Below are 22,552 nucleotides of genomic sequence, written 5' to 3'. Positions count from 1 at the left end.
CGCTCAGGTCGCCGGCCCCGGACCCCGCTTCTCGGCCCTGGCGACGACGACCGTGACGTTGTCGCTGGCGCCGTGGTTCAGGGCACGCCGGATCAGCTCCTCGGCCGCCTCCTCATAGCTCGCCGCGCTCAGGACCTCGGCGATCTCGGCTTCCGGCACGGCCTTGTTCAAGCCGTCGCTGCAGATCAGGTAGGTGTCGCGGTCCAGGACCCGCCGAGTGACGACGTCCACGGCCAGCTCCTCGTCGGCGCCGACGGCGCGGGTGATGACGTTTCCGGCCGGATGGGTCTCCGCGTCGGCGCGCTCGACCAAGCCCAGGCTGATCAGCTCCTCGACCTGGGAATGGTCCCGGGTGATCTGCTTGAAGGCGCCGCCCCGCAGCAGGTAGACGCGGCTGTCGCCGGCCCAGAGGCAGGCGCAGCGGCCCTCGAAGCCGATCAAGGCCGCCACGGTGGTGCCGACCACGCCCGAGCGGCTGTGCTGCTGGGCATAGGCCCTGAGCTCGGCGTTGGCCGATTGCAGCCGTTCCAGGATAAGCCGGAGCGTGGTGTTCATGTCCTCGACCGGCGGCAGGTCGCGCAGGCGGTCGACGACCAGCCGGCTGGCGACATCGCCAGCCTCGTGCCCGCCCATGCCGTCGGCGACGACGAAGAGGCTGCGATCGACGAGTTGGAGATGGGCGTCCTCGTTGACCCGGCGGCGCGTGCCCACGTGGCTGATTCCGGCGGCGCGCCAAAGGAAGCTCTCCACCGGGCCCGAAGGGTCTTGCAGGTCGCTGTGCAGGACGGATTCCTCCCGTTCCGGTCCGAGGGCTCCATCGATTCGCGCCCGCAGGGCACCCTGCAATAAGAGCCTGTTTAGAATTTCGTTGCAATCCGGCATTGACCCCCGCCGCAGGTTTTCTCCCGGCGAAGCTGCCGCCGGAAGCAAGGCCAAGCCTTTGTTTTACCGCTTGGTGGCGCCTTGCTTTCCGGCCTAAAATAATCGCGAAGTCTTGCCTGCGGTCTTCCAGATCAATATCGAAGAGGTGGAGTTAGGCGTAGGAAACACCGCCTTGCTCACCTGTCATGATCGGGCCGGGCGGGACGCGATGGCGCGGCCTGGAGGAAGGGGACTCGATGGACGATCGAATCGACATGGAGCGGCTTCTGCTCCTGCGCAAGCTGACCACGGCCGTCGCAGAGACCCTGCAGGCGCGGCTTGGCGGCTACCTTGCGACCCTGCAGCCGCTGTTCCAGCCGCAGCGGGTCTTCGGCGACCACGTGCGCCCCGGCGCCGGCACCACGGTCAAGGGCGCGAAGCAGGCCTTCGAGGAGCTGGAGGCGAGCTATCTGAAGCTGGCCCGCAGCAAGCTCTACAACCTGCCGCGCTCGCTGGAGCCGCCGATCACCTTCGCGACCGGGCGGCCGGCCTTCGTCCGCGTCGAGTACCCCTACGAGGCCGGCGCCGCGGGAAAGACCAAGAACCTGACCGCGGTCTCGCCGCTGCGCTGGGTGCTGACCTATGCCGGCTTCACCCCCGCGCGCCTCGCCGGGCTGCTGGCCCAGGGCGACCAGGTCCACGAGCGCGACCTCAAGGAGGCCCTGATCCACATCCTGCTGATGACGGTGGCGATGCGGCGCCAGCCCGATCTCGGCCGCCTGCTGGGCGACCTCGGCTTCGCGGTCAGCACCGGCACCCTGCCCGGCCTGGGCGAGCTGCCGCTGACCCTGCTCAGCGCCCCGGTCGGCACCCAGCGCGCGCCGGACGATCTGATGATCCAGATCTCCGAGGTCTCCGGCAGCCCCGTCTTCGAGGAGGTGGTCCGCCTCAAGGACATCGTCGAGATGAAGACCCCCTTGAAGGACGAGCTCCTGGCCCAGGCCAGGGAGCACGCCGCCGCCCTGCTGCCGGCCGCGGAGTGACCCGGCTCGCAGGGGCGCCAGGCCGGGGCTCAGGTCCGGCCGGCCACGGTCGATCCCGCCACCGCCCCGCGGCTCCGGCGCTCCTGTCCGGGCCGGGCGAGTTCGGCCAGCAGTGCGTCGCGAAGCCGGGCCGGGGCCCGCGACCAGTCGAGACTCTCGGCGATGGCGATTACCGCAGTACGCGCGCCCTCGTCATCCAGCCCTTCCATGGCGGCCCGCAGGCCGCGCCGATAGCGTCGCCGCACGACGCGGTCCCAGAAGGGGTGGAGGACGAGCAGCGGGACCGCCAGTCCGGCACCGGCGAGCGGCAGCCACGACAGGCCCCAAACCGCGGCCACGACCGAGAGCGCCACGCAGCTGGCGGCAAGGCCGGGGATCAGGCTGCGCCCCGCCTCCGCCGCCCGCAGCGCGTCCGACAATCGAGCCAGCGCCGACCGGCCCCGCGGCGGGATCCGCGCCTCGTCCTGCGGCGATGCGGGAACTGGGAGGCCGACGAACATGCCCCGCAAGGTCGACTGCGGCAGGACCCGGACCTCCCCCAGGGCCTGGGCGAAGGCACGGAGCTCGAGCCCTCCCTCGACCCAGGCCGCCAGGAGCTCCGTCCGCCAGCGCCCGACCGCGAGCCCGTCGAGGACCAGAAACCCGGTCCAGGCCGGCACCAACAGCAGCAAGCCGGCCAAGGGCCGCGCCGAGCCCATGACACCCGCCGCCGCCAGCGCGCCGAGGACGCCCAAGGCCACGACGACCACGAGCACGCGGTACTGGACCTTCCGGCGGTGGATGGTCGCGGTCGTGTGTTCGAATGGCTCGTTCATCGACGCTGAATCTACTCCAAATGGCTGTGGCGCCTAAGCCGACTCCCTTGTTGCTTCGATTTTCCCTTCGGTCTGACTGCGACAAAGTTGCCGCTCCCTTGTCGACGACGAAGCACTTCATGAACAACGGGCTGCCCAAGACACAAGAAACCGCCTGGCCATCCCAGCCACGAGCACCGTAAGAGACTCTAGACAATGCCCGGCACCTAACCCACTTCGCGTCAGTGGACTCCAGCACTCGTCGAGATACTCACCTCGAAGGTTGGGGCTTACCCGAACCAGCGGCGCATCCAAGGGCTGAGTGCCTAAACGTTTGCAGAGAAATTTCGAAGGCAGACTATCGAACAATCTCAATAAACTCAACGCCACCAGATCGAAGACCAGCACAGAGCAGCCCCTTTGATGAAAACGCCAGCGTCGACACAGGTGAGACGCATTGGAAAATTTCTTCCGCCGGCGACCCGTCAAGTCGAACAAGGAGAAGTTTACCGTCAGGATCGGAAACAACGATCTCATCTTCGCGCAGAAACACCGGGTTGCTTGGGAATTGCACAAGCTCCTTGCGATCGCCCCCTTGCCCGGAGAGTATCCTTCGAAATCTCTCATGTTTCAGCGGCACACTGACAACAACTTCCTTGTCAATGCAGGAAACGACATCCAGCCGTCCGTATTCGTCCTGGTCGAGCTGGTCAATTTTGGCCCTTACAAAAGCCTCGTCGTACCGGATCATGACAGCAACGCATGACCGACCGGGCGAGCGCGCGATCCCGCCGACCGTCTCATTTCCAAAACTTAGAGGCCTAAAGCTAGATTTGCTAATACTGCCGCTATCGGAAAGCTCATAGAATTCAAGCCACGACCCGCCCTGGCTGCACCAGACGACGAATATCTCAGCCGTGCTGTCATTAAACTGAATGCCGTGGCGAGCAACGTAGCAATCCTCGTCTACTAGATCTTTCTCCACGAGCGTCGCAGCCTCTACACTCCTCAATTTGTCGTCTGCCAATAATAGATATTTTAGATCGACCGTAAATACAATGTCACTAAACGGTGCGTAAGACGGGCCAAATGCATGCTGCTGGAGCTGATCAAGTTTCGAATCAAATAGCAGAATAAAGAGGGCGTAAGAATCGTCGAAACGCTCTAGATCGCTCGGAAAGGCTTCCGGAGGCAAAACACCGCAAACCGCCAATCGCTCCCCATTGTTTGTTAGGTCCAATGATGAAACCTGTAGGTTCGTCTCAACGCTTTGCCTGACGGAAAAACCATTTAAATCTACACAGCTCACCACTCCTATTTGATCGAGTACATAGCAAAGATCTTCAGCTGGATTTAAGATAATCTTATTGATATCGTGGCTGATTGGAAGATGTCCAAGTGAGCGAGCGATCATTCTAACCTCCACACATCTCGCACTCCTGACCTGGCCGGAATGTCATCGGCGAATCATCATCGGGGTGATGAACTGTGATCGTCATTTGGGTACGATTGGAAATAGTTTGCAGCGCACATTGACAGTATGGGCATGGCCTCCCAGTCGAGACCATTGTTACATTGCTCCCCCGCACATTCTGCATGCCGCCCGCAGCCCGAGCCATGCGGGCGAGCGCTCGGACCTCAGCATGTTTCCAGGAGATCCTCATGTTCCTCGCTGCCGGGTCTTGGGTACGCGGGTCGAACGCTCCTTGCATGGAGCTATGGCCAACGGGCGGCCATCGACCCCGTTCCGACGGATTCCTGCTATTGGCACCAGTCCCCACACTGCCAGGCGCTTGGTCGCTTACACACGCGGCACCTACGTTCGGGGTCTGACCGTCAGACTGAACCGGCGCACCTCTTGCGGCGAGTGCTCTGCTCTCAAGATCCGCCCGGTCTCCTGTCGTCAGGCCAAGCGGATCTGTGAACATTGTTGGCGCTAGTGAATAGATGTAGGTATTGGCACCTCCATATAAGCCAATTGGATCAGGACTGATGTATCGTGCCGTCTCGGGATCGTAATAGCGAAAATAATTGTAGTGGTATCCAGTCTCTACATCGAAGTACTGACCGGCAAATCGAATGTTGTTCGGAGCGGTATCGCACCGCTCGATCTTGGCGGCTCCAAAGGCATCATAGCTGGCTCGCCACACCTCCCGGCCGGCCTCGTCAGTGAGCGACAAGGGTGTCCCGAGATGGTCCGTATGGAAAAATTCGGGGCGGCCCTCTATAACCCTTAAAAGAGGCGTGAACTGATCCGGCTCAAAAACATAAGAGATCTGCTTTGATTCTCTCCCATCGACGTCGATCGTCCTCTCGGCGGCCAGGGTATACTGATCCCACAGATATTCTGTCACCTGACCGCCGCATCTTTTCTCTATCCGCCTGCCGAATGGATCATAGCGATATTGAACGGCCTCACCTCGTGACGCCTCGGTAGACACCAATAGGCCGCTCTGATCAAAGTCATGTGTACGCCAGCCCGCCTCGCCCTCGACCCGATCAAGGCGTCCTTCCGAATCAAAACTATACTTCTTTCCAGAAGCACCCCTTCCTAAAGCCGAAACAAGGCGGTTGCCCTCACCATAGCCGAGCTCCAGGTCCGAACCGTTTCTAGAGCGTTTTGTAAGGTTGTCAGCCAAGTCGAAATCAAATGATTCCCTTCCGTGCTGAGAGTCAGCGGCGACCCTCAACCGGCCGATGGAATCGTATTGAAAGGTCTTGACCTGACCGTGCGACATCTCGATCCGATCAACGAGCCCGGCTGCACGAAAGTAAGTCGTCGTCTCTTGGAAAACCGAGCCGCCGGAGTAGCCGGTTCGAGCTACGCAGTTCTCCTTCTCGTCGACTTGAAAGACTTCTTCAACCCGGTTTGATCGGCGGATCCCACTGATGCGTCCAAAAGCAATGCGTTCGAAATCAATTTGAGCGACCTCCCCATGGGCCACGGCGCGCAATACTCCGCGGTCATAATCATATCGCGTGACGCCGCCCCAGGACGTACGCCGCTCCTTTCGATACAAACCGTCATAAGTCGTGGAAATGACGTTATCTCCGCGGCGCTCAGATATGACCCTGCCGAGGGCATCATAAGTGGTAGATATTGAGCAGAAGCGGTTCTCCGCTTGAATGATGTTTCCGACACCGTCATATTCATACAAACACTGACCATCTTTATCGGAAACGGCGACGACCCTACCAAGCGCGTTCCGTTCAATAAAGGTTGCCCCCCCTGCCCCCTCCATCACCGCGACAACGTGTCCACCCGGATCCAACTCGTACCTAGTCTCTTTACCTGAGAAGTCTCTCTCGCCGCACAAACGCCCAGCATCATCATAATAAAAGTTGTGTTCTTCCCCCTTGGGGTTTACGATCGTGAGAAGCTGGCAGGGTTCTGTTCCCCAAATATAACTAAATGTACGGCCTTCAGAATCTGATCGCTTTGCGAGGTTACCGCAGGCGGTATACTGATACTCTCGTTTAAGACTATTTGGGCCGGTCTCTCTGTGTAGTCTGCCATCCCCAGTGAAATTAAAGGTGTAAACATCGCCACTCGACAATTCTATGGAGCTGAAATTTCCCAGTGCATCATATTGATAACGTGTTACTCTGCCGTCATGATTCGTTTCCTGAATCAGATAACCTTCATCATCGTGCAGAAAATCTACCGAACCGCCCTCGAACAAGATAGATTTAGGGTTCCCGAAAGAGTCAACTTCAACTTCAGCTGTACGGCCATCAGCGAAACGCCGCCGAACAAGATCACCACGCGAATCGTAGTCGAAGTACTCTGTATTTTCGAGAGCATCCTTTACCCAGATCAGCTTTCCCGCTGCATTATAGCCCATGCTTGTCTTGGCGCCGTTTGAATCCTCATACTCTGTTAGCTGTCGCTCCAGGTCCCAAACGAACGTCGTCGAGTTTCCCAGGGGATCTGTTAGAGAGCCAACATTGCCATTTGAATCGTAGGCAATCTGCCACCTGGCATCATTCTCATCGGCGGATTCAATAATCCTCCCAAATTCATCGAAGACTGTAGAGCTTGTATGACCTAGTGGCGATACTATGCTCGTGACCTGCCCTTCTGTGTTGTAACGATAGATCCATTCCTTATCATGGCTATCGGAGACGATTGTCATGCCTAGCGGAAAGTAACGAAGCCGTCGTTCTCCCAGCCTTCCTTCGGTACTACACGTGTAAACGCAGCGATCCTCATCATCGTATTGGAACTTTATCCCGCAGCCACTCTGGAACAATTCTGTCTCGAGAAGGCCCTTATCATTGTAAGAGTAATTGACGCGTTCTCCCGCAGCGTTATCGGCCCATATCAGGTCTTGACCTTGATATCCATAGGCAGAGATCTTCCGGGTACGGCCGGATGAGAGCTCTAGGAACGCCTCCGCAATCAGATCATTTTCGTTGTAGCGCAGCGACACTTGTCGCTGCTCACGACGCTGAAAGATACCAATCAAACGATCGAATTTGTCATATTTTAGCTCAAGAAAATTTCCGTGGTTATCACTGATGCTGTGCGGCCGGGTCACTTCCCTTAACGAAGACGGCTTGAAGTAAAATCTGCTTACCTCGTCCTTTTCAGTGCCCCAAGTCATGACGCAGATTTCGCCGTGGCGATCCCTTCGGATCTCGGCGAAAGCGGCCAGGTTTATTAAATGCGTGTCTTCGTGAGGCGCCTGATCGTGATTCTGGAACCTAATTTCGGTTCCATCCGGAGCGCGGAAAAGGACTTCGTCTTCGGTCTGCTCCAGGCCGGCATAGTAGGGTGTCAGCCACCCTCGACCAAAGGCGCTGATACCGTCGGCAAGCGCCGCTGTGCTGTAACACCTCTTCCACAGAACAGGGATGCGACCTTGCACAAAGCAATCCAGATAGGTCGTAAATACAGTTCCAGTGGCAACGTCAACCGGATGACCAACTGTCCTTGCTCCCTGTCGCACTCAAGTCACCTCCCTTGATTTCCAGGCGCTCCAGCCCTCAGGATACAAATCCGTTGACCAAGTCAACGTCCGCATCCACAGCTCTGCCTCCCCGAGCCACGATTCTGGAAAGCAGAAACGCCTCGTTGGACCCCCGCCGAGACGCCGGCCTGGGCCGTGCTGACGGCGATGGCGCGGGCGAGGTCGGCGAAGCTTACGCCGACCAGGACGTTGCTGAAGCCCAGGGTCATGGCGTTTGGCACCACCGGGATGTCGCTGCAGGAGGTCGCCACCAAAGGCGCCACGAAGGCCAGCGGGCCGCCGTTGACCGTGACGTTGGGGCTGCCGACGGCGCAGGAGCCCTGGGCGCCGATGTAGGGCAGCGGCGGCATCAAGAGCTTGGCCCAGGTCATCCACTGGGTGAAGGAGGAAAAGGCGGCCTTGGTCGACTCCCAGGTGGTCGCCGTGTTGCTGGTGTTGATCCCGGTCACGTCCTGGATGAAGCTCTCCGCCTCCGGGGGCTTGGGAATCAGTGCGGCGATCCCGGCGATGGCGATGTTGGCCAAGGTGGTCAGCCCCATCAGCACCGCGCCCATGGCGATGTTGGACAGGTAGCGCTTCCAGTAGGGCGTGTTGGTCGGCGTCGGCGGCACCGGCACCCCCTGGGGCACATGGGCGAAGTAGCCCATGCTGCCGACCGTCATCGCCGGCATGCCGTTGATGAAGACGTTCATCTTCGGAAAGGCGGGATCGGTCCAGAGATAGACCGGGCCGGCGTAGGGATGCACCGGCACCCCTGGTATAGGCGCGACCGCGTGCACGTCGACACCCACCACCATGTCCATCAGCTTGACCGCCGGCCAGTTCGGCATGGCGCTCGGCTCCCTCCTCTAGCGCGCGATCTCAACCACTTGCAGGGCACCGGTCAGGCGCGTCCGGCGGTAGACCACCGGAAGCCGGTCGCCCTCGCCGATGCGTTGGTAGGCGCCGCGATCGACCGCGAAGACGGTCTCGTCGTCGCCGACCTTGAGGGCGAGCAGATGCTGCTCGCCCGTCGCCTGGGGCACGACGCGGTTCTGGCCGCCGATCATGACGCTGCGATAGGTGGTTCCCGCCGGCAGGTACTCCTTGCCGACCACGGTGGCCGTGCCCCGCTGCTCCGCCAGGCCGAAGCTGTCCAGGCCGAGAAAACCGAAGTAGCCGACAAAGCCCAAAACGATGAGGCCGCCCAGAGCCACGATCCAGCGCGGCGGCCCGGCGGCCACCTGAGAGCCGGCATCTGTCATGTGACCAAAACCTCCATTCTTTTCATCTCGGGGAGCCAGTCCGGCCCCGGATAGGGCACGGCGCCGCGCCAGACCAAGTCGACCTGGCGCTCCTCCATGCGGATCATGACCGTCTGCAGGACGACGTCCGGTTCCTGCACGCCGGACCCGATATCGAGGCCGATCTCCGGCCGCTCCTTCGGCAGCCCGAAGACCACGTCGCCTTCGGCCGCCAGACCGCTCAGACGGATGCCTTCGTCGCCCTTCAGGTAGGGCAGCGCGAGGCCCTGAGAGGCGCCGTTGAAGAAGCGGAAATCCATGTCCGGCAGCTCGGTCTGATCGTACAGCTCCAGCTGCTCGGGCGGCACCGCCTGCCGGTAGATCTTGCGCAGCTCCTGTTCGGTCTCGCGGTCGGCCGGCATGACGCCGGCGAGGAGGGCCCGTGGCCGCCAGTACTTCAGAAACCAGCCGAAGCCCTGCGGCATGGGCAGCTTGTCCATGTGGATGAAGTGGTCGATGCAGAGCCGCTCCGGTGTCAGCCGGTCCTGCGGATCCTCGATGTTCGGCAAGGGCAGCCCCTCGACCGCCTCCTTGATGTTGCGGATGGCAAAGCCGCGGCCGAGGTGGTTGCGGGCGTAGGGACAGGCAAGCTTGCGGTCGGAGTAGATGTCGATGCCGCCAAAGGCACGTTCGTAGCGCAGCTCGATCTCGGTGAAGGGCTCGGGATCGGTGAACAGGGGCGTCTGGCCCTTGCGATGGCGGGCCATCCGGTCGCCGATCACGACGATGTCCTTGCGATGCTGGCCCACTGCGAGGCTCGCGGTCAGCTCCGTCACCGCTTCTCCCTTCGGGGCGAAGGCGCGGCCGTTGAGAACCACGTCGGTGGCGAGCTTGAAGGGGACGAAGTCGGACTCGAACTCCACGGTGGAGTTCATGGGGTCGCCGAAGTGCTGGTCTCCGGCGATCAGGGGCCGATCCCCTTCGGCGCGGGCGCAGCGCTTGCCGTGGACGACGTCGTAGCTGCGCTTCACGAGCACCCCGAGAATGTACTCGCCCTCCGGCGTCTGGCCGGGCAGGACAATCCTGCAAGCGGAGGGATCCGCGACCGTCGGCGGCGGCTCGGCGGGGATGAAGATCGCTGGCGCGTCGTCCGGCATGGCTCAGCGCACCTCTGCCCGCATCCGCTTCATGTTGGGCAGCCACTGCGGCCCGGGGTAGGCGTGGGCGCCGCGCCAGATCAGATCGGCCTCTCCGTCGTCGACCCGGATAGAGACCGTGTGCAAGACGACCGGCAGCTCGTTTTCACCCAGGCCGATGTCCAGCATGATGCGCGGCCAATCGTCCGGCAGGGTGAAGGACAGATTGCCACCGGGAGTCAAGCGGGCCAGCCGAAGCAGGGTTTCGGGCTCCAGGAAGGGAAAGACGAGCCCTAGTGAAGCCCCGTTGTTGAAGCGGACGTCAAAGCTCGGAAGCTTGAACTGCCGCGCCAGGGCGATCTGCCGTTTCGGGACCAGACCCAAACGCTCCTCACGCATCACCTCGTCCGGGTCGGCTGTGCCCGGAACCGCCCCTACGAAGGAGCAGCGCGGGTACCAGGTCTTTTGGAACCATCCGAGGCCCTGCGGCAGCGGCTGATCGTTCCAACGCTCCGCGTCCTCGAGCACCAGGCGCTCGGGCGTCAGCAAATCCTCCGGGTCTTCCAAGTTGGGCAGCGCCGTACCTTCGATCGCTTCCCGGACGTTTTTGAGAACGAAGCCGACCCCCACGTGATTGCGCGGGTAGAAGGCCGGCGCCTCCGGCAGACTCTTGGTATCCCGCCCGCCGTAGGCCCGCTCATAGCGGATCTCCATGGCTTCGAAGGGCTCGGGATCGGTGAAATCGGGCGGCGCGTTCGGGCGGTAGCGGCAATGGCGATCGCCGATCACCCGAATGATCTTGCGCCGGCCTCCGACTTCCGCGCCGACGGTCATCTGCTGCACGGCCTTTCCGCCGGGCGCATAGGCGCGGCCGATGACGACCACGTCGGTGCCAAGCTTGTAGGGTGCCAAATCGCTTTCGTGCCTGACGCTGCAGACCTCCGGGTCGCCGTGATCGTAGTAGAGGTCCGTGAGCTGGAAGGGCGCTGCCGGCTCCCGTCGGACCAGCGGTCGTTCGTTTTCGATCCGGTAGCTTCGCTTGACGAGAACCGAGAATACCGGCTGCCGGTCCTCGGCCATGCCCGCTACCACGAGATGCGCGGTTGCGTCCCGTTCTGCCGCAGCCTCCAGCACCTTCGCTTCCGCCATCATCGCGGGCTCACGGGTTCAACATGACCATGCCACCCTTGACGGTGTTCGATGTCGTTCCCTCCGAAACCACGATTCCGCCCTTGGTATTGTGATCCGATGTCGCCTCGGAGGTGATCGAGGCGCCCGCGATGGAAACAGAGGTGCTGCCGTTGATCGCGAGACTGACACCGCTCAGCTCGATCGATCCGTCCGCCTTCATCAGCAACTTGCTCGAACCCACCTCGAGCTTGATCTCCGTGGCAGCCGTGACGTGGATGTGGGCCTCTGCAGACGTGATGGCGATCAGTCCGGTCACGTCGGTGGTCTGCGTGTCGCTGAAGGTCTCCTGGACCGCACCGGTCACCGCGATGGTCGCCGTCCCGGTCGAAACCGTCCGGCTGTAGTTGCCCTCGCTGACCGTGACGCTGGTATCGCCGACGACCGTCTCCGTGTGCGTGCCGTTAACGTTGATCGTCCGGTTGTTGTTGACCGTCTGTCTGTCGTCGTTCTCGACGGTCGAATCCTTGTCGAACTGCGCGTGTTCGCGGACCAGCTCGTTGTCCTTGGTGTCGTCCATCACGTATTCGTTGTAGCCGCCGCCGCCCTTTGTGCTGTTCGTCTTCATGCCGCTCACGCTTGCCTGGTCGGGCAGGCCGTAGGGCGGCATGTTGTCGGCGTTGTAGAACCGGCCGGTGATGATCGGGGCATCCGGGTTACCCTCCAGGAAGTCGACGATCACCTCCTGGCCGATGCGCGGGATCGAGATCCCGCCCCAGCCCTTGCCGGCCCAGGGCGAGGACACGCGGATCCAGCAGGAGCTGTCCTGGTTGTACTCGCCCTCCCGGTCCCAGTGGAACTGGCACTTCACCCGGCCGTACTCGTCGGTGTAGATCTCCTCGCCCTCCGGGCCGACGACGGTCGCGGTCTGCGGGCCCTGGACGAAGGGCCGGGGCGTGATCCGCGCCGGGCGGAAGGGCTGCCGGCTGTCGATGGCGGTGAAGCGGCAGGCGCAGTGCAGCCCGCCGCCCGCGGCCTCCCCCGATTCATAGCCGTCGATCTCGAGATGCAGGTCCGTGCGAACGGCGAGGTACTCCGCGTTCTGCTCGTCGCGGGTGCAGTTGGTCAGGCTGAAGACCGCGCCGGGGCCGAGCCCGCCGACATCGCCCTGGCCGGTCAGCTCGCCATAGGCCGTCTGCAGCTCCTCCAGCCTCAGCCCCACGATCGTGCCGCCCCGGTCGGCCTCCAGGTAGCAGCCCGGGTAATCGTAGACCTCGAAATCCGACTGCTGATGGTCCCGCGGATCGCTGCGCCGCGCCTCCAGGTTCGCCCTGGGCTTAGTGAAATCGAAGTCGCGCAGGGTGAAGCGCCCCGGCTGCACTTGGCGGCCCAGGGCGACGTGCTGGACGTGATCCCGCTCGCGATGGGCGCCCTGGGTCGGCGGGTAGTAGGGGATCTCATCGTAGTTCTGGATGGTCTCGTTGGTCTGCGTCGAGTCGTCGCCCAGCACCAGGGTGTGCTTGCCGTTCTCGTGCTTGAAGTAATAGAAGATCCCCTCGTGCTCCATCAGGCGGCTGCAGAAGTCGAAGTCGCTCTCGCGGTATTGGACGCAGTAATCGCGCGGCTCGTAGCTCGCGCTGTAGCGCTCTTCGAAGTCGGTGAAGCCGTAGTCCTCGAAGATCTCCTTCAGGATCACCGGCACGGTCTTGTGCTGGAAGATCCGGCAGTCGGCGGTGCGGGTCAGCATCCAGAGCCAGGGCCGGAGGACGACCTCGTAGCGGGCGAAGCGGTGCTGGGTCCCGACGTAATGGAACTGGGCAACGACCCCGTTGAAATGCCGGGTGTCGCCCTCGGGAAGCACGAAGCGGACCGTCATCGACTGCCCGAGCAGGTCTTCGATGCGCAGGTCGTGGTTCTCGCTCAAGAGGTCGAGCCGGAACTCGAAGAGGCGGCTCATCTCCTCGCGGGCATCCATGCGCCAGAACAGCAGTACGTCGTCACCGAGAGGGCTGGAGACCGATGCTCCCCGATACTCTTGCCGTGGTGTCATAGCTGTCTTCCCGGTCCAGGATTTCCAAGATATCGCAACGGGCTAGGCTTGCCTAGCGAGGCCGTGCCACCGCGCCGCGCCGGCCGTTCGCCGCCGGGGTCCCGGGCGGGCGCCCGCTAGCGCGGCAGCGACGCCGAGGGCTTGCACGCCATCACCAGGAGGCCGACCACCGGCCGGTGGTTTTCCAGGCGCAGGACCTCCCGCCCCAGGCTCCCCAGCTCGAGCCCGGCTTCGCCGAGCGTGCTGCGGACATAGTCCTCCTCGTGACTGTAGCGGCCATGCACCTCCAATCGGAAGCCCTCCGCCGGCACCTCGCCCTCGGCCGCCTCGAGGGTGAAGACCAGCCGACCCTCCGGACGCAAGGCTCCGGCCGCCGCGGCCAGGACCGGAGTCAGGTCGCCGAAGTAACAGAGGCTGTCCGCCGCGGCGATCAGGTCGAAGCGGGCGTCGCAGTCGCCGAGGTAGTCGGTCAGCTCGGCCGCGACCAGTTCGTCATAGACCTCGCGCTCCCGCGCCTTCTCGATCATCGCCGGAGAGAGGTCGACGCCCGTCAGATGCCGCGCATGGGGCCGGAGCAGCGGTCCGCAAAGCCCGGTGCCGCAGCCGGCATCCAGGACCACCAAGCGGTCGGACCCGGCCTCGATCAGGCCGGCGACCAGGCCGGGCGCGCGGTACTCGAGACGCTCGAGAACCTTGTCGAAGCTCTCCGCGAAACGCTCGAAGGTGCTCTTCACGAAGGCTTCCGAGGCGCGCTCGGGGACGGCTTCCTTGGCCGCGGCCGCCAGCATGTGCTGCGCGGTCGCGTTGTCCGGCTGGTGTTCGAGCCACTTGCGGTAGACCTCCGCCGCCTGCCCGTTCTGGCCGGTGGCGTAATAGAGGCGGGCCAGGTTTCGGTAGCTGTCCTCCTGAAACGGCAGGCTGTCGATCGCCTTGTGATAGGCCTCGGCGGCCTCTGCGTACTTGCCCTGCCGACGCAGGACATTGCCGAGGTTGTGCAGGGTCTGCAGGTTGTCGGCGGTCATCTCCAGCGCCTTCGACAGGACCGCGGCCGCTTCCTCGAGCTTGTCCAGGTCCTTCAGGACGACTCCGAGGTTGTTGTAGGCCTCGGCGAAGTCCGGCCTCAGGGCGACCGCGCGCCGGTATGCGGCTTCGGCCTCTTCAAGGCGCCCGGTCTGGCTCAGGACATTGCCGAGGCTGTTGCAGGCGTCCGCGTAGTCGGGCGCACGATCGACGGCCGCGCGCAGCAGGTCGACCGCGGCGTCGTTGTCGCCCCGGCGGTGCTTCAGCACGCCGAGAAAGTGCAGGCAGTCCGGCTGGCCGGGCTCGGCTTCCAGAATGCGCCCGTAGAGAGCTTCGGCCTCGGTGAGGTGCCCTCGCCGCAGCATCTCGGTCGCGATCGCCAGCGCCGCGGGCACCGTGAGCTCGGTGACCGGGGCGCCGGGGCCCAGATCGTCCAACTCATCCTGCATCGCTCGTCCAGACATCGCCGCAAAGCCCGATCAGTCAAAGGCGTAGACGAACTCGCCGTCTTCGACGCCGACATGGACCCGACGCACCGCTTCGCCCTCGAGCATCCGCGTCAGGAATTCGCCGCTGACCCGGGGCAGCACCGTGTTGGTCAGGATGGCGTCGATCATCCGGCCGCCGCTCTCCAGCTCCGTGCAGCGCCTGATGATCTGCTGAATCACGTCGTCGTCGTAGCTGAAGGGCACCTCGTGGGTAGCCGCGAGGCGGCTCTGGATCCGGCCGAGTTGAAGCTTGACGATCTCGGCCATGATCTCGTCGCTCAGCGGATAATAGGGAAGGACGACGAGCCGGCCGAGCAAGGCGGCCGGAAAGACCTTGCGCAAGGGCTCGTGGAGGGCACGGGCCAATCCCTCCGGGTCCGGTCGCAGCTCGGGATCCTCGCACATCTTGACGATCAGGTCGGTGCCGACGTTCGAGGTCAGGAGGATGAGGGTGTTCTTGAAGTTGATCAGCCTGCCCTCGCCGTCCTCCATCATTCCCTTATCGAAGACCTGGAAGAAGACCTCGTGGACATCGGGGTGCGCCTTCTCCACCTCGTCGAGCAGCACCACGCTGTAGGGCCTGCGCCGCACCGCCTCGGTCAGGACGCCGCCTTCGCCGTAGCCGACGTAGCCCGGCGGCGCGCCCTTCAGGGTCGAGACCGTATGCGCCTCCTGGAACTCGCTCATGTTGAGAGTGATGACGTTCTGCTCGCCGCCGTAGAGCGCTTCGGCCAGGGTCAGCGCGGTCTCGGTCTTGCCGACGCCGCTGGGCCCGCAGAGCAGGAAGACCCCGATCGGCCGCCCCGGGTGATCCAGGCCGGCGCGCGAGGTCTGAACTCGCTTGGAGATGGCTTCCAGGGCATGGTCCTGACCGACGACCCGCCGGCCCATCGTCTCGGGCAGGTGAATCACCGCCTCGACCTCGTTCCGGACCATGCGCCCGACAGGTATCCCGGTCCAGTCCCCGACCACCGAGGCGACCGCCTGCTCGTCGACGCTCGGCAGGATCAGCGGCGCTTCGCCCTGGGCCTCCAGAAGTTCGCCGTGCAGTGTCTTTAGCTCAGCGAGGCCGGCTTCGCGCTCTGCTGGGTCCATCTCCGCCGCGTCCGCTTGCGCGGACTCGCCGTCCTCCGCCTCCGGGTCCGCGGCGCGCTCGGCGGCCGCCTCGAGCTCGCTGCCGGTGCCTTCGATCGTCCCCAGGTCGCCCCGAAGCTTCGATCGCAGCTCGAGGATCTTGCCGACGAGTTCCCTCTCCGTCGCCCAACGCGCTTCCAAGTCCTCGAGGCGCATTCGCTCCGCGTCGAGCAGCTTCGCCGCGTCATCCTCGCGCGCGCCGATGTCGATCCCGATCGCCTTTTCCCGCTCGATGATCTCAAGCTCCGTCTCCTGGGCCTGAATCTTCCGCCGGCAGTCTTCGACGGCGGCCGGGACGGCGTGCTGGCTGACGGCGACCCGGGCACTCGTCGTGTCGAGCAGGCTCACCGCCTTGTCCGGCAGCTGCCGGTCGGGAATGTAGCGATGGGATAGCCTGACTGCGGCTTCCAGGGCCTCGTCGAGGATCTGCACGCGATGATGCGCTTCCAACTTGGACGCGACGCCCCGCATCATCAGGATCGCCCTGCCCTCGTCCGGCTCGTCGATCAGCACCGGTTGAAAGCGCCGCGTCAGGGCCGGATCCTTCTCGATGTACTTCTTGTACTCGGACCAGGTCGTGGCCGCGACCGTCCGAAGCGTGCCCCGGGCAAGGGCGGGCTTCAGCAGGTTCGCCGCGTCGCCCGTGCCCGCCGCGCCCCCGGCGCCGACCAGGGTGTGGGCCTCGTCGATGAACAAGACGATGGGGCTGGGCGAGGACTGGACTTCCTCGATCACCTGGCGCAGCCGGTCCTCGAACTCGCCCTTCATGCTGGCACCGGCCTGCAGCAAGCCGACGTCGAGGACGCGCAGGGTGACGTCGCGCAGCGGCGGCGGGACGTCTCCCTCGACCAGGCGGAGCGCGAAACCCTCCACCGCGGCGGTCTTGCCGACTCCCGCCTCGCCGGTGAGGATCGGGTTGTTCTGCCGGCGCCGCATCAGGATGTCGATGACCTGCCTGATCTCACTGTCCCGGCCGACCACCGGATCGATCTCGCCCTGGCGTGCCCGCTCCGTCAGGTCGACGGAGAAACGCGCGAGCGCCTCCTGCTTGCCCAGCTGAGCCGGCGGCATGGCACCGCTTGCCTCGCCCGGCCGCCCGGCGCTGCCCAGGCGTGAGCCGTCCGTCGCCGTCATCGCCGCCTCGGGCGAATCCCCCAGCACCTCGCCGACCTGCGCCGCCAGGACGTCCGGCTGAACCTTCTCGAACTCCTTGGACAGGCTGAACAGGGCGTTCCGCAGTCCCGCGGTCTTGAGGATCCCGAAGATCAGGTAGGCGGTGCGGACCTGGGATTCTCCGAAAAGCAGCGTGCCATACACCCAGCCGCGCTCGACGCTTTCCTCGACGTGGGCCGAGAGATCGGAAACCGAGGTCGCGCCCCGCGGCAGCCGGTCCAGGCTGTTCGTCACGTCCTCTGCCAAGCGCGCGGGATTGAGGCCGAAATGGCGAACGATACGATGCAGATCGGAATCCTGAAGTTGGAGTATCTGCTGTATCCAGTGCGCCAGCTCGACATAAGGGTTGCCCCGCAGCTTGCAGAAGACCGTTGCGCTTTCGATCGACTTGTACGCCAGGGAGTTCAACTTGCCGAATAGTGCGGCTCGGCCAATTTCCGCCATTTTCCTGTTCCCGACTATTCAGAGGCTAAGCTCATGTTTCGTAGATCAAATGTCCGCCCATCGTCCCGGCCTTCACCTCTCGACCAACCGCCCTATTGCGCGGCACGAAGCGACGGCGTGAGCGAAAGGTCGTCGGCGTCGCGGTCGAAGGACCAGTCGCCGAGCCATGTCGTCCAACCGAGGCGGCCCGACTGCCCGAGATTGATTTCCGGAACCTCATCCTTCTTCAAAACCAGTTTCAGGTCCCAGGCCAGCTCGTCACCGATGTAGTTTCGGACCAGCGCCACCAGCCGGGCCAGGCTCTCCCCGCCCGGAAGGAAGCGCTGAAAATCACCGTAGGCCAGCGGCCCCAGGACGATGCCGATCTTGTGCTGTCCGCTCCAGGCCTGCGCTCCCGCGACCGCAGTGCGACCAAGCTGGCCGCTCTCAGGCGACCGGCCGAGGAAGCAGCGGCTGCTTTCCGGGATGACGATCCATTCGCCCAGGAACTCCCGTATCTCAACCGCGACGCGGAAGAACTCCCCTATCATCGCCTGCAATCCGTCCGGATGCCGCGCCTGGCAGGCCAGCCGGCCCGTGAAGTGGAGCTTGGCCAGATCGGGCATGGCGTCGCGATCGCGCAGCGACGCCGTGCCCAGCCCGAAGAGCGAGCCGAGGTAGGTCCCGAAACGATCGGCCCGCGGACGGTCGAAGCTGACCGTCGGGCTGGAGTTGGCCCAGGCCCGATAGAACAGGGACAGCATGCGGTGATGGAAGAGGTCGAGAAAGCTAGACAGGGTCGTGTCCCGCGCGTTGCGCGCACGGTCATAGACATGCTCGGTCAGGTGCAGCGGCAGGGGGCCGTTCGGGCCCAGCAGGCCGAAATAGTAGCCGAGGAGGCGCGGCCTGCGGTTTCCGCCGTCCGTATCGAACCTGGCGAGGGCGGCGCCGGCGAAGTTCAGCGAGGGCTCTTGCCCGAGACGGACCGGATCGTCCTTGGGTCGCGCGGACTCTCCGAGGCGCGGCTGATCCGCGTTGACGCACTCGATGCGGCGCAGCGCCTGAAAGACGTCGAAGGCGTAGGGCTGTTCCTTCAGAGACAGGTACAGCCTTACGCGATGTGCCGCTGACCGATCCTCGCTGGCCATGTGTTGATCCTGCCTCGTTGTTCGGTCTCGAGGACCATCTCGGTGAAGCCGTTGAGCGAAACGTATCGTGCGAAGAACTGTTCCATAACCGCGCCGAGCAAAAACACGCTGCTGCCTTCGAAGGCCGCTTCGTCCAGCTTGAGGGTGATCTGCAGTCCTCGTCCGAAGGCGATCAGGCCCGGCGCCGGAAGGCGCCGATGGACCGGCTGCGAGCTGACCGAAACCACGCCCTCCAACTGCTTTCGCATGGCCGCGTCGCTGCCCGAGGCGTAGAGCCCGAGGAGCTCCCGCAGGGCGGCGGCGCCCTGGTCCGGATCAGCGTCCATCAGCGAAAGGTAGTTCAGCGAAAGATGGCTGATGACCTGCCAGGCAACATCCTTCTCGGCCCGGGAGGGCCGGGGCCGAGTCGGCCCGACGAGGCACCTGACGGAGCTGACCGGTGCGCCGATCTCGAGCGTGAAATCCGTCTTGCCAACGCCGACCGGCATATGGAGCGGAAGGTCCCGGTTCGTGCAGAGGGCGCCGACCGCGAGCTGTGTCAAATCGCCGCGATAGGGCGCTTCCGTGGCGTCCACCAGGGAGACGAAGACCTCGTTGCCGGCGTAGCTGGACCGGCGACCGCGCAAGCGCTGCCGCGACGACAGCACGCGCGGCCTGCGCTGCACCGTGTAGTAGGCGGCGTGTTCCGGATAGTTCTGCAGATCGTTGAGCGCATAGAACGGCAGGAACTCCTCTTCGACGTCCGAGCCCTGACCGATGCCTTGCATCGACGTCAGCGCATAGACCTCGAAGTCGAGGGGACGGCTCCGGTCGGGCAGCACATGGTGTTCGGTCGCGCTGTCCGACAGGTGCACACGGTCGGCCCGCTTCGGGAAGAGGTTGATCGCAGGCGAGCAAAACAGCGCAAAATGGGTCTGATCGATGACATCGGCCAAGACCGGATCGCTGTGGTCCAGGAGCACGACGATGTCGAGCTGCTCGCAATCCGCGGCGGCGCCGACACTGCGCAGGCCGCTCAGCTCGACCTGCATATATCGGGTGGGAAAGGCGAAGTACTCTTGAAGGAGGCGATAGCCCTGGAAGGACCGCGGCCCCAGCGGCAAGAGCGCTTCGGACTCGCCGAAGCCGAGGGCCCGGATCTCGGCACCCGGAGAGATGCCCGACCAGGCGCCGGTTCCTTCACCCGGGCGCAGAGCGATACCGACGCTGTTCGCCAGCAACTGCTCGTAGAGGTGGGTCGGCACCTGGTCGACCCCGTGGAGAAAGATCGGAAGGCGATCGAGGGCGAGCTTGTCGAAACCCAGCGCGGAGGTGCTGCGCAAGCGCAAGCGGACCGCGGCCTTGACGCCTTTCAGGTCGGACAGCCCCAAGGCCGCGACGGCGGCGGTGCTCGCCAGGTACTCCGCCTCGGTCAGCTCTATCGGCCAGAGGGTGACATCGTGGGCGGTGCGGTACTCGCAGGCCGTCTGGTCGCCCTTGCCCATGATGCTGCGCAACGCCGTGCCGCGGGGAACCAGAAAGCCCTCGTCGGAGATCGCCTCGGAGAGATCGGGAGCGAACTGCACCATGGCCATCGACGGCATCGGCGCCAGATAGTGCGGGTAGACGATCTCAAGCAGGTGCTGAGAGAAGCGGGGGAACTCGGCATCGACCTTGAGCTGGACGCGCGCCGCCATGAAGGCGAAGCCTTCGAGCAGCCTCTCCACGTAGGGGTCGGCACACTCGATGCCCTCCATCCCGAGCCGGCCCGCGATCTTCGGGTACTCCCTGGCGAACTCGGCGCCCATCTCGCGGATGTGCTGGAGCTCCCGGTTGTAGTAGTCGAGAAGACGCGGGTCCATGGGCTCAGCCGCCGGGCGCCGTCTCGGACAGCGCCACGTTGCCGGTCTCGAGATCGATCTCCGTCCGAAGATAGAGGTGCTGGGGAAGCGGCTCTCCCCACAAGTCGCCCTCAATCACGAAGGCCAAGGCGTTTCGATTCATCAGTTCCTCCGACATGAAGGCTTGCACCTTGACGGTGTTTCGAAGGATACGCGGCTCGAAACTCCAGATCGCCTGGCGGACCATGCGCTCGAGGGCGGCGCGGTCGAGGCCGGACGCGGTTGCGCCGGCCAGATCGGCAAGGCCGTAGTTGACGACCGATTCGGCGACGAGCGGGTGTGCGCTGAGGTCCTGGACGGAGGCGAGGTTGCCCGCGTTGAAAAGCCACGCGATATCGCGCATCACGCACTTGCGCAGCTCTTCCATGGAAAGCACCCGCTTGTCCCGCGCCTCCGTTCGCTCCTCCGGTGCGTCATCCGTAAGGCGATCCAGCAGGGACGGCTGGAGGCGATCCTTCGGTGTCAGTTCCGGCATCGCCAGCCCCCGACGACGGTTCAGCCCTCGGGCGTCGGATCACCCGGCTCGGCCATGTCCTCCGACCCCAGGGTAATCAGGCGCACATCCATGATCGCATACTCGCCCGCATCGGTCGCGAACATGCGCTGGCCCAGTCCGACGACCCCGCCGGAGCCGTCGTCGATCCATTCGGTCCGGCGAGCGAGCTGAATCCGGGGATTATCGCTGCTTTCCGAACCGGGGTAGCGCGACGGCACCAGGCCGACCGCTTGGCCGCCATTGGACCAGGTCAGCTGCACCGGGGTCCACACCACGTCTCGCAGATCCGCTGGCGCCTCGATCCGAATCTCCCGAAGGCGCTCGAAGGGCACCCAATAGTAAGCACCGTTGACGATGGTCTCGAGGACCGGTCCCAGGCGCGGATCGCAATCGGCGATCCACTCGAAGGCTTCGCCATCGATCCTGCCGGCGGTCGCGGGCGCCAGCTCGAAGGCCTCGGCGCGCAACTCTTCGGCACGCCCCCGCGCACCTTCGCCCAGCAGGCGCAGTGATTCGAGAAGCAGGGCCACCCAGCGCTCCGGCTCGCCGAACACCAGGGGCGTCTGCGCGCCGGCAAAGACCCGCGCGCGCAGGGCTTCGCAGCTCAAGGCCGCACGGTAGGTCTGGACCATCGGCAGGGCCGCCGCATCCAGCTCTCCCAGTACGTCGAGCTGCTTAAGGCTGCGCTCCCATTCGCCGGTTACCGCCAGCAGCTGAGACAGGAACACCCGAAGCTTCGGATCAGCGGGATTCTGCCTGACCTGATCCTGCAGTTGCGCCAACGATGCCGAGACATCGCTGCCCCGGAGCCCTTCTACCGCGCCATCCACGGCCGATTCTCCCGCGAGGACCTGTCCCGTGAGCCGGTCGGTCGGATCCCATCTACAAAGCGGACCGCGTCCATCGAAGTTCGAGCCCGCCGTCAGATCCAGCCCCGGGACCCGACGGCACCGCCGCGCAGGCCTATCCCGTGCTCGCGTCGTAGGTCTTGTTCGCCGCGACATCCCAGCCGGACGGGATCGAGGCCCCAGCCGAACCGTCGGCCGCCTGCGGCGTGTACTCGTGAACGACCTTTGCGAAGCCCAGGGTCACGTTCTCGATGATACGATCGTCGCTGCCGGAGCCGCCCGTGCTGACGCTGGTCACCAGAACTTCTTCGATCTTGATCTTGACGTACTCGACCGGAGCGTCGCCGCCGGCCTTGCGCACCGTCAGCAGCGCCTGGGGGAAGTGCTTGCCGCTGCAGCAGTAGGCCATGAGGTTCGGCGATGAGGTATCCACGTACTTGGTTATATGGATGTCCTGCACATCGACCTTGCCGGATCCGCCGCCGCCGCCGGCATGCATGCTGCCGGACTGCGACATGCCCCAGCTCCACGACAGGATATCGATCTGATCCTTGTACTGGTGGTCTTTGGATTCCCCCTTCACGCCATCGAGCTTCAGAAACATGTCATGGGCCATCTCTTCGGTCTCCCTGTTGCGAGTATTCTAACAGCCACCAAAATCTTCGTGCTCGACTCTGCACAGTCCTGAAGTCTGGCCCCATCGCTATTTTTTTTTGCGCCAGGATCGCTGAGGT

The 22,552-nt window shown here is 63.9% G+C and carries 17 protein-coding genes; 1 reads left to right on the top strand and 16 read right to left on the bottom strand.

What is annotated here, in order from left to right; genetic code table 11:
• Window positions 1-3 precede the first annotated feature (3 nt).
• The gene (locus tag QNJ30_07730; protein MDJ0943338.1) at window positions 4-846 is read right to left on the bottom strand and encodes a protein phosphatase 2C domain-containing protein; all 843 of its coding nucleotides are present in this window, start codon (window positions 844-846) and stop codon (window positions 4-6) included.
• 272 nt (window positions 847-1,118) lie between these two features.
• On the opposite strand from QNJ30_07730, the gene QNJ30_07725 reads away from it, so the two are divergent.
• Window positions 1,119-1,904 carry a hypothetical protein gene (locus QNJ30_07725; GenBank protein MDJ0943337.1) on the top strand — a complete coding sequence of 262 codons (786 nt, stop codon included), beginning with the start codon at window positions 1,119-1,121 and terminating at the stop codon, window positions 1,902-1,904.
• Between the two features lie 29 nt (window positions 1,905-1,933).
• On the opposite strand, the gene QNJ30_07720 is transcribed toward QNJ30_07725, so the two are convergent.
• From QNJ30_07720 to QNJ30_07650, 15 genes are all read right to left on the bottom strand, one after another.
• Entirely contained in the window at window positions 1,934-2,719 is a 786-nt protein-coding gene (locus tag QNJ30_07720) for a hypothetical protein (GenBank protein ID MDJ0943336.1), read from the bottom strand.
• Between the two features lie 337 nt (window positions 2,720-3,056).
• On the bottom strand, window positions 3,057-4,112 hold the full coding sequence (locus QNJ30_07715; GenBank protein MDJ0943335.1) for a hypothetical protein: 1,056 nt from the start codon (window positions 4,110-4,112) through the stop codon (window positions 3,057-3,059).
• 1 nt (window position 4,113) lies between these two features.
• The gene (locus QNJ30_07710; GenBank protein ID MDJ0943334.1) at window positions 4,114-7,650 is read right to left on the bottom strand and encodes an RHS repeat-associated core domain-containing protein; all 3,537 of its coding nucleotides are present in this window, start codon (window positions 7,648-7,650) and stop codon (window positions 4,114-4,116) included.
• Window positions 7,651-7,712: 62 nt separating this feature from the next.
• Complete coding sequence (locus QNJ30_07705; protein ID MDJ0943333.1) at window positions 7,713-8,501, bottom strand: hypothetical protein; 789 nt, start codon at window positions 8,499-8,501, stop codon at window positions 7,713-7,715.
• A gap of 18 nt (window positions 8,502-8,519) precedes the next feature.
• Window positions 8,520-8,915 (bottom strand): hypothetical protein, encoded by a 396-nt coding sequence (locus QNJ30_07700; protein ID MDJ0943332.1) that lies wholly within the window; start codon window positions 8,913-8,915, stop codon window positions 8,520-8,522.
• Window positions 8,912-10,051 carry a DUF2169 domain-containing protein gene (locus QNJ30_07695; protein MDJ0943331.1) on the bottom strand — a complete coding sequence of 380 codons (1,140 nt, stop codon included), beginning with the start codon at window positions 10,049-10,051 and terminating at the stop codon, window positions 8,912-8,914. The genes QNJ30_07700 and QNJ30_07695 overlap by 4 nt, the downstream gene beginning before the upstream one ends.
• A 3-nt stretch (window positions 10,052-10,054) precedes the next feature.
• Window positions 10,055-11,179, bottom strand: coding sequence for a DUF2169 domain-containing protein (locus tag QNJ30_07690; protein ID MDJ0943330.1), 1,125 nt, complete (start codon window positions 11,177-11,179; stop codon window positions 10,055-10,057).
• A gap of 10 nt (window positions 11,180-11,189) precedes the next feature.
• Entirely contained in the window at window positions 11,190-13,208 is a 2,019-nt protein-coding gene (tssI, locus tag QNJ30_07685) for a type VI secretion system tip protein TssI/VgrG (protein MDJ0943329.1), read from the bottom strand.
• Window positions 13,209-13,324: 116 nt separating this feature from the next.
• Window positions 13,325-14,677: a tetratricopeptide repeat protein gene (locus tag QNJ30_07680; GenBank protein MDJ0943328.1), complete on the bottom strand. Its 1,353-nt coding sequence runs from the start codon at window positions 14,675-14,677 to the stop codon at window positions 13,325-13,327.
• 30 nt (window positions 14,678-14,707) lie between these two features.
• Complete coding sequence (gene tssH / locus QNJ30_07675) at window positions 14,708-17,467, bottom strand: type VI secretion system ATPase TssH (protein MDJ0943327.1); 2,760 nt, start codon at window positions 17,465-17,467, stop codon at window positions 14,708-14,710.
• Between the two features lie 92 nt (window positions 17,468-17,559).
• The gene (gene tssG / locus QNJ30_07670; protein ID MDJ0943326.1) at window positions 17,560-18,594 is read right to left on the bottom strand and encodes a type VI secretion system baseplate subunit TssG; all 1,035 of its coding nucleotides are present in this window, start codon (window positions 18,592-18,594) and stop codon (window positions 17,560-17,562) included.
• Window positions 18,558-20,435 carry a type VI secretion system baseplate subunit TssF gene (gene tssF, locus QNJ30_07665; protein ID MDJ0943325.1) on the bottom strand — a complete coding sequence of 626 codons (1,878 nt, stop codon included), beginning with the start codon at window positions 20,433-20,435 and terminating at the stop codon, window positions 18,558-18,560. Before tssF ends, tssG begins: the two co-directional genes overlap by 37 nt.
• Before the next feature lie 4 nt (window positions 20,436-20,439).
• A complete protein-coding gene (tssE, locus tag QNJ30_07660; protein MDJ0943324.1) occupies window positions 20,440-20,949 on the bottom strand; it encodes a type VI secretion system baseplate subunit TssE in 510 nt (169 codons plus the stop codon).
• Window positions 20,950-20,969: 20 nt separating this feature from the next.
• Window positions 20,970-21,800: a type VI secretion system accessory protein TagJ gene (locus QNJ30_07655; GenBank protein ID MDJ0943323.1), complete on the bottom strand. Its 831-nt coding sequence runs from the start codon at window positions 21,798-21,800 to the stop codon at window positions 20,970-20,972.
• 133 nt (window positions 21,801-21,933) lie between these two features.
• Window positions 21,934-22,434, bottom strand: a complete 501-nt coding sequence (locus tag QNJ30_07650; GenBank protein MDJ0943322.1) for a type VI secretion system tube protein Hcp — start codon at window positions 22,432-22,434, stop codon at window positions 21,934-21,936.
• Window positions 22,435-22,552 lie beyond the last annotated feature (118 nt).

This window comes from Kiloniellales bacterium, assembly GCA_030066685.1.
GTDB lineage: Bacteria > Pseudomonadota > Alphaproteobacteria > Kiloniellales > JAKSBE01 > JAKSBE01.
The sequence above is the reverse complement of the archived record's forward strand: the minus strand, read 5'-3'. Positions and strand labels throughout refer to the sequence as shown.